Below are 12304 nucleotides of genomic sequence, written 5' to 3'. Positions count from 1 at the left end.
GATGAAGGTCATCCGTTTCTTTTGGCGTAAAATGGTATTCCTATTGACTCACTATGATATAGATAGTATGATAAATTTAATTTTTAAAATTTATTTTTACGTGAGGATATTTTATCTATGAAACGATTTTCTTCCACTACCTTAAAAACTGCTTTCGTAAAATCCATCCCGATTTTCTGCAGCTACGTTTTCGTCAGCATGGCCTACGGCATGATGATGGCATCCGCCGGCTTTCCCTGGTATGATTCACTGCTGGTAAGTCTGACGGTCTATACGGGCGCGTTCCAGTTCGTTCTGATTACGTTTCTTTCTAGCGGCGCTTCCCTCATCACCATTGCGCTCACTGCACTTCTGATGAACAGCCGCCAGAGTTTTTACAGCATTACCTTCCTGAAGGAATTCAAACAGATGGGGCGCCGCAAGCTGTACATGATTCACACGATGACCGATGAGACATACGCCGTAAACTGTACCTTAGATCTTCCGAAAAAAGAAAAAGAGGACACCATGTTCCTCGTCGCTCTGTTCAGCCGCTACTATTGGATAGTTGGTTCGGTTCTCGGCGGCATTTTAGGCCAGATCGTTCCATTTGACCTGACGGGCCTTGATTTCTGTATGACAGCCCTGTTTCTCATTATCTTCATTGACCAATGGGAAAAAGCAGAGAAGCACACGCTGGCGCTGTCTCCGCTCTGATCACCTTCGGACTCCGTGCACTCCCGTTTCTTGCATTTTCCGGCAGCCGTAAAATGCCCGCATCACTCGAACGACTCGGCCAGGCACTGCCGTCTGCCATCATGGCGGTACTGATCATTTACTGTATGAAAGATATTCCCACCGGCGGTATCTCTGCCGCAGTACCGAAACTGCTCGCAGCAGCGGTCGTTTTTATCACCTACAAATGGAAACACCAGACCCTCGTCTCCATCCTTCTTGGAACCATTTCGTATATGATGCTTCTGCGTCTCTTTTAAAAAGAAACGGTGCAGTTCTGAATTCATGGCAGAAATTCAGAACTGCACCGTTTTTCTATTCTCTATATGCATTAGAAGGATTGGCAATTATTCGATGACTTCGTACTCTCCGTCGCCCGTCTTTTTGAATAACGGAAGCTTCTGCAGAAATACAATATCTTTTCGATCAGCAGCATCGCCCTCAGCAAGGATCGCTGCTTTTTTTACAACCTCTGCACTGGCATTCGCCATCAGGCATTCCAGTGCGTGCAGGGACTCGCCGGTGGAAATGACATCATCCAGCAGGCAGACACGTTTGCCGCGGATTTTATCTGCGTCTTTTCCATCCAGACAAAGATGCTGCTCACCCGCTGTTGTAATCGAATGAACGGATGCGGAAACCACATCTTTCATGTAGGATTTTGTGCTTTTTCGTGCAACGATAAATTCTTTATGGCCCAGCTCTTTGCTTACTTCATACGCTAGGGCAATACCTTTCGCTTCTGCGGTGACAATGGCATCGACTTCTCCGATTTTTGCGGCCAGCTCCGGCGCACATGCACTTACCAGCTCGGTGTCACCAAGGACAACAAAGCTTGCAAACGCCATCTCCTCACTGATCGGGATAAATGGAAGTGTTCTTTTCACTCCGCAGAGCTCCATGCTGTATTCTTTCATACGATTTTCCTCTTATGTTACTGAATTTATAATCCAAGCAGTTTTGCAGCAACACCGGCCAGCATTCCGAGGAACGGGTTTGTTACTGCAGTGACAACCATTGTGGTTCCGCCGACGGCTGCATTGATAGCGAAGGCAGACGGCGCATCCAGTACAACGGTTTTGAAGATACCGAGTACAAACAGGAAACCTGCGATCGAAGAAGACGGAACAAATTTTCCGATTTTCGGAAGCAGTTTCAGAAGCAGAATTACACCGATCACAACCATCATGATGACACCAGCCCATACAGCGTGCGGTGCATTGGCAGTTGCGGAAATGATTGCCTCAACCGGGGCTCCTCCGAAAAAGGAAGAAAACATATCGGCCAGGGAAGAAATCACGGTCAGGTTATCGACGTTGTAATTTCCACCGGTTGCCATTCCTGCGGTAATTCCGCCGAAGGAAATGTTGGAACCAATGTTCAGGCAGACCATACCGAGTGCGCCGAGAATTACGTTGGCATTGATTGTAAATTTCTGGCGGACAAATTTATCATCCTCTACGACAATGCTGGATTTCTCTTTGTTGAAAAATGCATTGGCAATGCAGGATGCTACAACGGAAATGACGATGGTATAAACCAGGGTATTGGCACTGTCTTTGGTAAAGTAATAGGTGATCAGTGCTGCGGCCAGGGAAACACCGCCGGAAATGGCATCACTCTTGATCATATCGATCGCGGCCTTTACCAGAATGATACCGACACCGGCCATCATTCCATAGGCAACATCCTCACCTACAAAGTTTACGATTTTTGTCAGCAGTCCAAACACTCCGATCAGAGCCATAATCACACCGCCGATAAAAATCATCGTACAGCGTTCCGAACGGTCTTTTCCAGCCGTTCCGGCGTAAGTGATCGTCTCCGCCTGGAAGGAAATTGGTGCGACACTCTGCGTAATCGTATTGCCCACCGCACCAACAAAGAATGCCAGCGCCGTCGGAACCGATGCAAATCCAAACGTCAGAGCAAGAAGACCCTGCGGCAGACCATTCAGCACAACGCCGATGATTGCCAAAAGATCTGTTAAAATGGCTTTCATACTAAATACTCCTCCTCACTATGAAATATGTCGTTTTGAAGCAAAGAAAAGTGTAGCACCAAAACCGGTCAAAGTAAACCAGATCAGTCATGAAAGGTTTTTGTCAGTGATAATAAGTCAATCTTATATACAAAATATTATTATTTCTGTGTGCTAATAAATCAAGAGGATTTTTAAATGTCTGCATAACCAATAATCAATAGTTACAAAACTGGGTGCCATTATTTGGAATTGTGCATATAGAAGCGAAGAAAAAGATTTGCTATACTAAATCTGTATAAGGGTTTTTATCACAGTTATAAGAAATGGAAAGGGGATTTTTACTTATGGCAATTACAGAGACAAAAACAAAATATGGACAGGTTCATGGTGTGCAAAAAGACGGCTACACGGTATTCCGCGGCGTTCCGTACGCAAAGCCGCCGGTAGGCGAAAAACGATTCTGCCCGCCGGAAGAGCCGGCGTGCTGGGAGGGCGTTTATAAGGCGGATCATTTCGGATGCGTCTGCCCGCAGACCGAGCATGAGCCGGACTCCTTCTATGGAAAAGAATTTTATCTCGACCCGGAATTCGGCATGAAGCAGAGTGAGGACTGTCTGTACTTAAACATCTGGACACCGGCAAATACAGTGGATGAAAAACTGCCGGTTGCTTTCTGGATTCACGGCGGCGCGTTTATGCACGGCTTCAGCCACGAATCCGAATTTGATGGAGCTGCTTACTGCGAACGCGGAGTGATTCTCGTTGCGATCAATTACCGTCTCGGTGCTTTCGGATTTTTGGCACATCCGTGGCTGTCCGAGGAGAGCGGTGCCGGAAGAAGCGGAAACTACGCGATTCTCGACCAGATCGCAGCACTGAAATGGGTAAAAGAAAATATCGCAGCATTCGGCGGCGACCCGGAAAATATCACCGTATTCGGCCAGTCCGCGGGATGTATGAGCGTACAGACACTCGTCAGTTCTCCGCTGACTGAAAACTGGATCAGCAAAGCCATTTTCCAGAGCGCCGGCGGCTACGACACCGGACTGAACCGCGATATGCCGCTTTCCGAGGCAGAAACCATCGGCCAGGAATTTGTAGAGCTTAGCGGAGCAAAATCGCTGGAAGAACTGCGTGCGATTCCGGCTGAGAAAATTGTGGAGCTGCAGGAGGAGTTTGGCCGCGTAAATCCATCGAGAATGCTGAGCTTCGTACCGAACATCGACAATCATCTGCTGACCTGCGGCTATAACGATGCCGTAACCGAAGGAAAAATCAAGGACATCCCATATATGCTCGGTTCAACTGCAGACGACATCGGTGTGTTCCCGGAGATGAAAGAAAAAGGCGAGCACGGCGGCATCTATAAGGGATGCATCAACTGGAGCATTGCGCTGGAAAAACTCGGAAGAAAACCGGCTTACGTTTACTACTTCACCCGTGCCCTGTTAGGTGACGACGCCGGAGCGTTCCATTCCTCCGAACTCTGGTACATGTTCGGAACCCTGGGCCGAAGCTGGCGCCCGAAAACCGAAGGCGACTATGCCCTCAGCAAAGAAATGATGGACGACTGGACCAATTTCATGAAAACCGGAAACCCGAACGCAGAGGGAAAAGACGACTGGAAACCATGCACAAAGGACGACCCGTATGTGCAGGTGCTGGATGTGAGAAAATAAGCAGAAGGAAATAAAAATGGCAATCGAATATAAAAGACTTACCCAAAAGGAACTGGATTTTTTCATTCAGATGAGAATCCATCAGCTTCGCGAAGAGGGGGCAAAAGAAGAAATTGATTTAGCACCTGCGTTAAAAGATTACTATGAACGTCATATGGCGGATGGTACTTTTGTATCTTGGATTGCTGTTGACGGAGAGAGCATCATCGCAACAAGTGGAATGTCATTTGTAGAAAAACCTCCATACTTTGGATGCCCGAGCGGCAGAATTGGATTACTGTCCAGTATGTTTACAGATCCGGCGTATCGAAGAAGAGGTATTGCAAAAGAATTGCTGTCCCGTGTGATAGAAGATGCAAAAGAATATGGATGCGGAACAATACAGATTACGGCATCGGATATGGGCGTTAAGTTGTATACAGATTTTGGATTTGTGCACAATGGGAATTTTATGCAGTATAAATTGTAATGTCCCTCAGAAAGAGATATTCTCTCCACTGGCTGCGATATTGGAAAAATATTCAACAAATAATAGCAAGGATTCTCTCACCTCTATAGGTGGTGAGATGAATTGCAAATAAGAAAGTTAACGGCAGTGGCGGGCGGAGAGAAATCGGTATCCCCCACTGACATGAGGCAAACCACAGTCAGCATTTTGCTGACATGTCAGACTCTGTGAAATTACCGACTGTGGATTGAAACAAAGAAAGAGGAAAAATTAGAATAAAGAAAGAGCAGCATTTTACCGACGTGTGAAAGGTAAAAATGCTGCTCTTTTTGCGTGGCAGAATCAGTCGTCCAGATCGTTGCGCTCGCGGAAGATCTGATAAATGGTGTCGATCAGTTCATCGTCATCGAGGCCTTCGAACTCGGCTTCGTTGACATCGAGATTCTCGGAAATGATGCGCAGAATGTGTACCGGTTCGTCATCGCCGCCGTCGGCCGGATAGAGAACGGCGTACTCATCCTCCTTGTATTCTACGATATCCAGAAGCTCAAAACGGACAGAATTTCCGTCCTGATCGGTAAGGACAATAAGGTTGGAATCCATAATTGCAATATACTCCTTTGTGTGTTATTTTTGCCGCTCAAAAACATGCAAATATAAATTTATTATACTATGAGCAATTGGATTTGAAAAGAAAAAAGTGTCTGGTGCGATACGCTTGATATTTTGCGCCGATACGGTATAATGACAACAGAGTAAAAACTGGCGGCTGTGGCCGTACCCGGAAAAATTGGGTGAAAGGAAGAACTTATGAATTATCAGGTATTAGATGTCAAAGTAAAAGATACAGAAGAAACTGCAAAATTATATACGTATTTTCTGGACAACTCGCGTGAGATTGCTCCGGAACGCGTGCGTCCGGTCATCGTGATCTGCCCGGGCGGCGGTTATGAATGGGTGTCCGAGCGTGAGGCAGAGCCGATTGCGCTGAAGTTTGTCGGAGCCGGTTACCACGCTGTTGTTCTGCATTACAGTGTTGCTCCGGCAGCTCACTATCCGACGGCACTCCGCCAGCTTGCCTGGACCGTTGCACATCTGCGGGAGCATGCGGCAGAATATCATATTGATCCGAACAAAGTAGTAGTAGCGGGATTTTCCGCAGGCGGCCATCTGGCAGCATCGTACGGTGTGTTCTGGAAAAAGAAAACATTCCTTGCAGAAGAACTTGGCGTAGACGCAGAGCAGCTTCGTCCGAACGGTCTGCTGTTATCCTACCCGGTTATCACATCCGGTCCGAAAGCGCACCGCGGATCCTTCACCAATCTGCTGGGAGACCGGTATGATGAGCTGGTAGACGAGATGTCTCTCGAGAATCAGGTCAGCCTCGATACGCCGAAGACTTTCCTGTGGCATACCGCGCCGGACGACTGCGTGCCGGTAGAAAACTCCATTCTGTTCTTTACTGCACTGCATGCACTAGAGATTCCGGTAGAAATGCATATTTATCCGGTCGGCGGCCACGGCCTTGGCCTTGCAAGCGAGGAGACACAGAGCTATGAATACCAGAACGCAGTACGCGAAGAGTGCCAGAGCTGGATTTCACTGGCACTGAGCTGGATGCAGCATTTATAAAAAAATGTCCCAGAAGGGAGAACAAAGATGAAAGTATTAATTGTAGTAGATATGCAGAATGATTTTATCGACGGAAGTCTCGGCACGAAAGAGGCGGTCGGGATTGTTGACCGCGTTGCAGAGGTGATGGATTCGTTTGACGGAGCTGTTATCTGCACCAGAGATACCCATTTTGCGGATTATCTGGAAACGTCCGAGGGCAGAAAACTTCCGGTAGAGCATTGTATCGAAGGAACGAAGGGTCATGCACTGCAGGATACAATTCAGAAAATGGCGGAGAAAAAACAGGCCGTGGTGATGAATAAAATCACCTTCGGTGCAAAAAATCTGCCGGAGGAGATCGAAAAACTGGCAGGCGGCGTGCCGGAATTCATTGAACTCGTGGGACTCTGCACCGACATCTGCGTGATTTCCAATTCCATGCTGCTGAAAGCATTTTATCCGGAAGTGCCGATTTCTGTCGATGCATCCGCGTGCGCGGGCGTAACGCCGCAGAGTCATAAAAATGCATTGGAAGCTATGAAAATGTGCCAGATTGACATTGTAAACGAATAGACGGAAAAGAGGAAAAATTATGAGCACAACAAGATTATTTGATCAGGATGCGTACCTGGGTGAATTTGAGGCAACCGTAGAACGGAGCGTCTGCGAGGGCGGCATGTACCGCGTGCTGCTGGATCAGACCGCATTTTTCCCGGAGGGCGGCGGCCAGCCGGCAGATGAGGGAACGCTGGATGGAATTTTTGTAACGGATGTACAGGAAATCGACGGCGAAATCTGGCATACCGTGGAAGCACCGCTCGAGCCGGGCAAAACGGTAGTTGGAAAACTTGACTTTGAAAAACGTTTTTCCAATATGCAGAATCACTGCGGAGAGCATATCGTGTCAGGTATCGTGCATCGGATTTACGGTTTCAACAACGTTGGATTCCATATGGGAAGTGATGTCATTACCGTTGATTTTGACGGCGTTCTGACCGAGGAGCAGCTCTACGATGTGGAGCAGGAGGCAAACGAAGCCGTGCTTCGAAATGTTCCGGTTACGATCAGTTATCCGTCAAAGGAAGAGCTGGAAACCATGGATTACCGGAGCAAAAAAGAGATCGAGGGCCAGGTGCGGATTGTGACGATCGAAGGCTACGACAGATGTGCGTGCTGCGGAACCCACGTTGCAAAAACAGGGGAAATCCGTCTGATCAAAATCTTAAGTGCCCAGAAATACAAAGGCGGCGTCCGCGTGACCATGCTTTCCGGTGAAAAAGCGTATGCGGATTACTGCTTAAACCACATCAATACCCTCGGCATTGCACGTTTACTTTCTGTAAAACCGGAAGAAGCCGGGGATGCTGTCGTACGGCTGAAACAGAAAAATATTGAGATGAAAAAAGAAATCAAACAGCTCAAAAAAGAACTGTATGCACTGCAGGGAGCACCGGAGAGAAAATAATGGCAAAAGAAAAAGAAATCAAAACAAATGCAATGCGGATTCTGGACCGCCAGAAAATCAAATACGAAGTTCTTCAATATGAATGCGATGAATTTATCGACGGGCTTCACACAGCAGAGAAAACCGGCGCGCCGGTCGAGCAGTCGTTTAAAACGCTTGTGGCACAGGGAAAAAGCAAGCAGTATTATGTGCTGGTGCTTCCGATTGCAGAGGAAGTAGACCTGAAAAAAGCCGCAAAAGCGGTGGGGGAGAAATCCATCGAGATGATCCATGTCAAAGATATCACTGCAGTCAGCGGATACGTCCGCGGCGGATGCAGCCCGATCGGAATGAAAAAACAGTATCCGACCGTGATTCAGGAATGTGCGGCACAATTTGATAAAGTTTACGTGAGCGGGGGAAGAATCGGAACCACGCTGTGCATGGCGCCGGAGGATCTGAAAAAGGTCAGCAGAGCGGAGTATGCGGATTTTATTCAGTAAAAACAGAAAAAACTGTATGGAAGCAGACCAGAACGAAGAAAAAAGTTCTGGTCTGTTTCTTTTTGCTGTGATGCGGCTGGAAAATTTCTTTCAAAAAAGGATCATAAAATAATAGCCAAAAAGCAGCGGTGAAATTGCGATACGATTCTACGAATCCGCGAAAAACGGAAAACCTTTCACACGATTTTTCTTTTTGGTGTGAGAAATTTTCATCCCGTTTTTGGAGGCAATTCACAAACCGGAAAAAGTTGCCGAAAACCGCTGGACAAATCGAAAAGAGGCAACTATAATGACCTCACAATCAAGTTGACCCAAACGAAACGGGAGGTGAGAGACAAAATGTCTTTGCAGCACTGTCTGGTACTGACAGTTGCGACAGGGGCGGTATGGATGGATTTAAGAACACGCAGAATTGCAAATGAATGGATTATCACCGCATGGATCGCCGGGCTGGTTACACAGCTCATCCGCTATGGCGCCGCGGGAGCGGGTATTTTTCTTTTTGGGATGCTTTTCCCGATACTCGCACTTTACATTCTGTTCTATTTTCATATGCTGGGCGCGGGAGATATCAAACTCCTATCCGCTGTTGGAGGCTTTCTCGGTGTGCCAGCGATCCTGAAATGTATGATTGTGTCGTTCCTGTCTGGAGCGGTCTTATCTATCGGAATTATTCTCGTCTGCGGAAATTTACCGCAGCGTCTTACCAAATTTTTCAATTATTTCCAAACTTATTTTACCAAAAGAAAATACCAGAAAAAAACAGAGCCGGTTCCCTATTACGATGGGAAGTGGGGCATGGAGTGCATCCATTTTTCCGTTCCCGTGCTGATGGGAGTGCTGCTCTGGATTGGGGGATTTTATTGAATACTGCAAAGAAAAAGAGTGTTTTTGCAGTCTGTGACACGGAAATGGAATATGCACGCAATTTTATGGAATATCTGAACCAGAAGAGAAATATTCCGTTCGAAGTGCATGCGTTTTCCAGTGCGGAGATGTTCCTGGAGTTCGCAAAGAATAACGAAACAGAGATTCTTCTGATTTCGGATAAAGCGATGAAAGAAGAGATCCGCCGGTATCCGATCCGTCAGATTATCATTCTGTCTGAGGGCGTACACAGTCCGGTGCTGGATCAGTATCCGGCGGTCTACAAATACCAGTCGTCGGAAAAGGTGATCCGCGAGGTCATGGCGTGCTACGGCGTAGAAAATGGTGTCGATACATCGCCTGCACTGCTGCCGAAAAAGGAAATGCGCATCATTGGCATTTATTCGCCGGTCGGACGGACGCAGAAGACCTCGTTTGCCCTGACGATGGGGCAGATTCTGGCAAAAGAGCGGGCAGTGCTGTATCTCAATATGGAGAGCTATTCCGGATTTGAACGGCTGCTGGAATGCAGTTACGACAGGGGGATGAGCGATATTCTGTATTATGCGAGACAGGAAAATCAGGGCATCATCTACAAACTGGGCGGAATGGTCCAGTCGATGCAGAACCTGGATTATCTGCCGCCCGCCGCATCGCCGATGGACATTCAGACTGCAAAATACGAAGAATGGAAATGGCTGTTTCAGGAGATTGAGAAGAACAGCAGTTATGAAGTGCTGATTCTCGACCTCGGGGATGGCGTGGCGGATCTGTATCAGATCCTGGATTTTTGCAATGAAATTTACGTTCCGATAAGGAATGATGTGATTTCTGCGGCAAAAATGGAGCAGTTTGAAAATTTGCTGCGCCGGTGGGACTGCCAGTCGGTGCTGGACAAGATGCGGAAAATCCACGTTCCGTTCCACACGGCAAACCGGACGGGAAAAGCCTACTTTGAGGAGCTTGTCTGGAGTGAGCTGGGCGACTATGTGCGTCAGATTCTGCGGGACGGCAGAAGAGGAGAAGAAACATGACAATGCCGGAAATTCTGCGGAGAAAACTGATGGAGCGGATCGATATCGCATCCGAACCGGATGACGGAGAGGTTCTCGAAGAGATTGACCGTCTGATTTTAGGGGAAGAAGAAACACGGTATCTTCCGGTGGCACAGAAGGCGGAGCTGCGCAGACAGCTGTTCTACAGTGTGCGGAGGCTCGATGTCCTGCAGGAGCTGCTGGAAGATGCGGGAATTACCGAAATTATGGTAAACGGTTATCAGCATATCTTCGTGGAACGGAACGGCAGAATCGAGAGATACGGCAAAAGCTTTACCTCCGCGGAAAAGCTGGAGGATGTGATTCAGCAGATTGTAGGCCGGTGCAACCGCGTGGTGAATGAACAGAATCCGATTGTGGATGCACGGCTGGAAAATGGAGACCGCGTCAACGTTGTCATGAAACCGGTCGCATTAAACGGACCGATTCTGACCATCCGCCGCTTTCCGGAGCAGGCGGTGACGATGGAATTTCTGGTCTCCATCGGGAGTATTACAAAAGAGGCGGCAGAGTTTCTGCAGGCTCTCGTCCGGACCCGCTACAGCATGATGATCGGCGGGGCGACCGGATCTGGCAAAACAACATTTCTGAATGCGCTTTCCGCCTACATTCCAAAGGGCGAGCGCATCATAACCATCGAAGACAATGCAGAGCTGCAGATCCAGGGTGTGGAGAATCTGGTGCGGCTGGAAGCAAAAGAGGCAAATCTGGAATCAGGAACAGAAATTACGATCCGCGATCTGATCCGCGCAGCTTTGCGTATGCGGCCGAACCGCGTAATTATCGGTGAAGTGCGCGGAGCGGAAACGTTTGAATTATTATCCGCACTCAATACCGGGCATGCGGGATCTTTGAGCACGGCACATGCAAATAGCGTGAAAGATATGATCTCCCGTCTGGAAACGATGGTGCTGATGGGAGTGCAGCTCCCGTTGGAAGCAATCCGCCGCCAGATTGCATCGGGAATCGAAATTCTCGTGCATTTAGGACGCGGAGAGGATGGAAGCCGTCGGGTGGAGGAGATCGCAGAGATCACAGGGATGGAGGAGGACGAAATCAAAACGGTTTCTTTGTTTCGAAGAGAATATGGGAGAGGCCTGCAAAAGACAGGCGAACTGGTACACAGAGAAAAACTGGAGGGGAAAACAGGATGAGAATACGTGAGGGAAGCCAGGCAAAGACGGGCATGGCAGAGGAGAAGGAGACGAAGGGGATCGACTATCAGACCTGGGAATTTACCGGTCGGGAATATCTCGAAATAGCGGGAATCAGTCTTGGGATTGCCGCCGCTGTGAACCTGCTCTGTTACCGGGCGTGGTGGGCATGCATTGCTGTGGTTCCGGTTGGAATCGTATGTTTTCACACGTATCGGAAAAACCGGATTCAGAGACGGAAAGAGGAGCTGTACGACAGCTTCCGGGATCTGATTGCGTGGATGCACACGGCACTGCGTTCCGGCTATTCCATGGAAAATGCAGTGCTGGAGGCGGCAGGACAGCTGGAACAGTCGCTGGGAAAAGAAAACATTCTGGTACAGGAACTGCGCCGGATGCGTCATAAAATGATGATTTCCGTGCCGGTGGAACAACTGTTTCAGGATCTTGCGGTGCGAAGCCGCATTGACGATATTGCGACGTTTGCAAGTGTACTGGTGATTGCGAAGCGGACAGGAGGAAATGTCTGCGAGATCTTTCAGAATACGTGGGATATTTTCTGTACGAGAATTGACACGATGCGGGAAATCCGTGCGGGCGTTTCTTCCCGGCGGTTCGAGCAGAATATTATGAGTGTTGTGCCGTTTGGAATTCTGGGATATGTACAGCTTTCCTTTCCGGAATTCTTAAGTGTGATGTATGGGAATGTAATCGGAGTTTTCTTCATGAGCGGATGCCTTGCCGTGTATCTGGCGGCATGGGTGCTTGGAAAGAAGATTCTGGACATTGAATTTTAAGAAGCAATTGAAGTTTAAAAAGTAAGACTGCGAATCATAACGATT

At 48.1% G+C, this 12304-nt stretch carries 15 protein-coding genes; 12 read left to right on the top strand and 3 right to left on the bottom strand.

Annotation, left to right across the window (positions count from 1 at the left end; all coding sequences use genetic code 11):
- The first annotated feature begins 117 nt into the window (after window positions 1-117).
- Window positions 118-696 (top strand): AzlC family ABC transporter permease, encoded by a 579-nt coding sequence (locus DWZ44_RS10860; protein WP_055265510.1) that lies wholly within the window; start codon window positions 118-120, stop codon window positions 694-696.
- On the top strand, window positions 651-974 hold the full coding sequence (locus DWZ44_RS10855) for a branched-chain amino acid transporter permease (protein WP_055265512.1): 324 nt from the start codon (window positions 651-653) through the stop codon (window positions 972-974). The genes DWZ44_RS10860 and DWZ44_RS10855 overlap by 46 nt, the downstream gene beginning before the upstream one ends.
- Window positions 975-1061: 87 nt before the next feature.
- Here the strand turns inward: DWZ44_RS10855 and DWZ44_RS10850 are convergent, their stop codons facing one another.
- Both DWZ44_RS10850 and DWZ44_RS10845 read right to left on the bottom strand, forming a co-directional pair.
- The gene (locus tag DWZ44_RS10850) at window positions 1062-1631 is read right to left on the bottom strand and encodes a phosphoribosyltransferase family protein (protein WP_055265514.1); all 570 of its coding nucleotides are present in this window, start codon (window positions 1629-1631) and stop codon (window positions 1062-1064) included.
- 26 nt (window positions 1632-1657) lie between these two features.
- A complete protein-coding gene (locus DWZ44_RS10845; protein ID WP_055265516.1) occupies window positions 1658-2716 on the bottom strand; it encodes a benzoate/H(+) symporter BenE family transporter in 1059 nt (352 codons plus the stop codon).
- Window positions 2717-3042: 326 nt separating this feature from the next.
- Here DWZ44_RS10845 and DWZ44_RS10840 point away from each other — a divergent pair, with 326 nt between their 5' ends.
- Complete coding sequence (locus DWZ44_RS10840) at window positions 3043-4377, top strand: carboxylesterase/lipase family protein (protein WP_117804848.1); 1335 nt, start codon at window positions 3043-3045, stop codon at window positions 4375-4377.
- A gap of 16 nt (window positions 4378-4393) precedes the next feature.
- Window positions 4394-4846, top strand: a complete 453-nt coding sequence (locus DWZ44_RS10835; protein ID WP_117761906.1) for a GNAT family N-acetyltransferase — start codon at window positions 4394-4396, stop codon at window positions 4844-4846.
- Window positions 4847-5167: 321 nt separating this feature from the next.
- Here the strand turns inward: DWZ44_RS10835 and DWZ44_RS10830 are convergent, their stop codons facing one another.
- Complete coding sequence (locus DWZ44_RS10830; protein WP_022461956.1) at window positions 5168-5428, bottom strand: DUF1292 domain-containing protein; 261 nt, start codon at window positions 5426-5428, stop codon at window positions 5168-5170.
- A 207-nt stretch (window positions 5429-5635) separates the two neighbouring features.
- Here DWZ44_RS10830 and DWZ44_RS10825 point away from each other — a divergent pair, with 207 nt between their 5' ends.
- The 8 genes from DWZ44_RS10825 to DWZ44_RS10790 all read left to right on the top strand — a co-directional run bounded on the left by DWZ44_RS10825 (window position 5636) and on the right by DWZ44_RS10790 (window position 12259).
- A complete protein-coding gene (locus tag DWZ44_RS10825) occupies window positions 5636-6457 on the top strand; it encodes an alpha/beta hydrolase (protein ID WP_022461955.1) in 822 nt (273 codons plus the stop codon).
- A 27-nt stretch (window positions 6458-6484) separates the two neighbouring features.
- Window positions 6485-7012 carry a cysteine hydrolase family protein gene (locus DWZ44_RS10820; RefSeq protein WP_055219083.1) on the top strand — a complete coding sequence of 176 codons (528 nt, stop codon included), beginning with the start codon at window positions 6485-6487 and terminating at the stop codon, window positions 7010-7012.
- Between the two features lie 19 nt (window positions 7013-7031).
- Window positions 7032-7904 (top strand): alanyl-tRNA editing protein, encoded by an 873-nt coding sequence (locus DWZ44_RS10815; RefSeq protein WP_117804847.1) that lies wholly within the window; start codon window positions 7032-7034, stop codon window positions 7902-7904.
- A complete protein-coding gene (gene ybaK / locus DWZ44_RS10810) occupies window positions 7904-8386 on the top strand; it encodes a Cys-tRNA(Pro) deacylase (protein ID WP_055219087.1) in 483 nt (160 codons plus the stop codon). The genes DWZ44_RS10815 and ybaK overlap by 1 nt, the downstream gene beginning before the upstream one ends.
- Window positions 8387-8584: 198 nt before the next feature.
- The gene (locus tag DWZ44_RS10805) at window positions 8585-9253 is read left to right on the top strand and encodes an A24 family peptidase (protein WP_147341999.1); all 669 of its coding nucleotides are present in this window, start codon (window positions 8585-8587) and stop codon (window positions 9251-9253) included.
- Complete coding sequence (locus DWZ44_RS10800) at window positions 9250-10287, top strand: hypothetical protein (RefSeq protein WP_226906364.1); 1038 nt, start codon at window positions 9250-9252, stop codon at window positions 10285-10287. The genes DWZ44_RS10805 and DWZ44_RS10800 overlap by 4 nt, the downstream gene beginning before the upstream one ends.
- Window positions 10284-11462 (top strand): CpaF family protein, encoded by a 1179-nt coding sequence (locus tag DWZ44_RS10795; RefSeq protein ID WP_117804846.1) that lies wholly within the window; start codon window positions 10284-10286, stop codon window positions 11460-11462. The genes DWZ44_RS10800 and DWZ44_RS10795 overlap by 4 nt, the downstream gene beginning before the upstream one ends.
- The gene (locus DWZ44_RS10790) at window positions 11459-12259 is read left to right on the top strand and encodes a type II secretion system F family protein (RefSeq protein WP_022461948.1); all 801 of its coding nucleotides are present in this window, start codon (window positions 11459-11461) and stop codon (window positions 12257-12259) included. Before DWZ44_RS10795 ends, DWZ44_RS10790 begins: the two co-directional genes overlap by 4 nt.
- Window positions 12260-12304 lie beyond the last annotated feature (45 nt).

This window comes from Blautia sp. AF32-4BH (assembly GCF_003460565.1).
Classification (GTDB): domain Bacteria; phylum Bacillota; class Clostridia; order Lachnospirales; family Lachnospiraceae; genus Fusicatenibacter; species Fusicatenibacter saccharivorans.
Note: the sequence above shows the minus strand (reverse complement) of the source record. Positions and strands in the feature narration are given on the sequence as shown.

Coding starts and splice junctions, on each gene's coding strand:
- DWZ44_RS10855 (WP_055265512.1), top strand. CDS start 651: ATGGGAAAAAGCAGAGAAGCACACGCTGGCGCTGTCTCCGCTCTGATC.
- DWZ44_RS10830 (WP_022461956.1), bottom strand. CDS start 5,428: ATGGATTCCAACCTTATTGTCCTTACCGATCAGGACGGAAATTCTGTC.
- DWZ44_RS10825 (WP_022461955.1), top strand. CDS start 5,636: ATGAATTATCAGGTATTAGATGTCAAAGTAAAAGATACAGAAGAAACT.
- DWZ44_RS10845 (WP_055265516.1), bottom strand. CDS start 2,716: ATGAAAGCCATTTTAACAGATCTTTTGGCAATCATCGGCGTTGTGCTG.
- DWZ44_RS10790 (WP_022461948.1), top strand. CDS start 11,459: ATGAGAATACGTGAGGGAAGCCAGGCAAAGACGGGCATGGCAGAGGAG.
- DWZ44_RS10815 (WP_117804847.1), top strand. CDS start 7,032: ATGAGCACAACAAGATTATTTGATCAGGATGCGTACCTGGGTGAATTT.
- DWZ44_RS10860 (WP_055265510.1), top strand. CDS start 118: ATGAAACGATTTTCTTCCACTACCTTAAAAACTGCTTTCGTAAAATCC.
- DWZ44_RS10840 (WP_117804848.1), top strand. CDS start 3,043: ATGGCAATTACAGAGACAAAAACAAAATATGGACAGGTTCATGGTGTG.
- DWZ44_RS10850 (WP_055265514.1), bottom strand. CDS start 1,631: ATGAAAGAATACAGCATGGAGCTCTGCGGAGTGAAAAGAACACTTCCA.
- DWZ44_RS10795 (WP_117804846.1), top strand. CDS start 10,284: ATGACAATGCCGGAAATTCTGCGGAGAAAACTGATGGAGCGGATCGAT.
- DWZ44_RS10835 (WP_117761906.1), top strand. CDS start 4,394: ATGGCAATCGAATATAAAAGACTTACCCAAAAGGAACTGGATTTTTTC.
- ybaK (WP_055219087.1), top strand. CDS start 7,904: ATGGCAAAAGAAAAAGAAATCAAAACAAATGCAATGCGGATTCTGGAC.
- DWZ44_RS10820 (WP_055219083.1), top strand. CDS start 6,485: ATGAAAGTATTAATTGTAGTAGATATGCAGAATGATTTTATCGACGGA.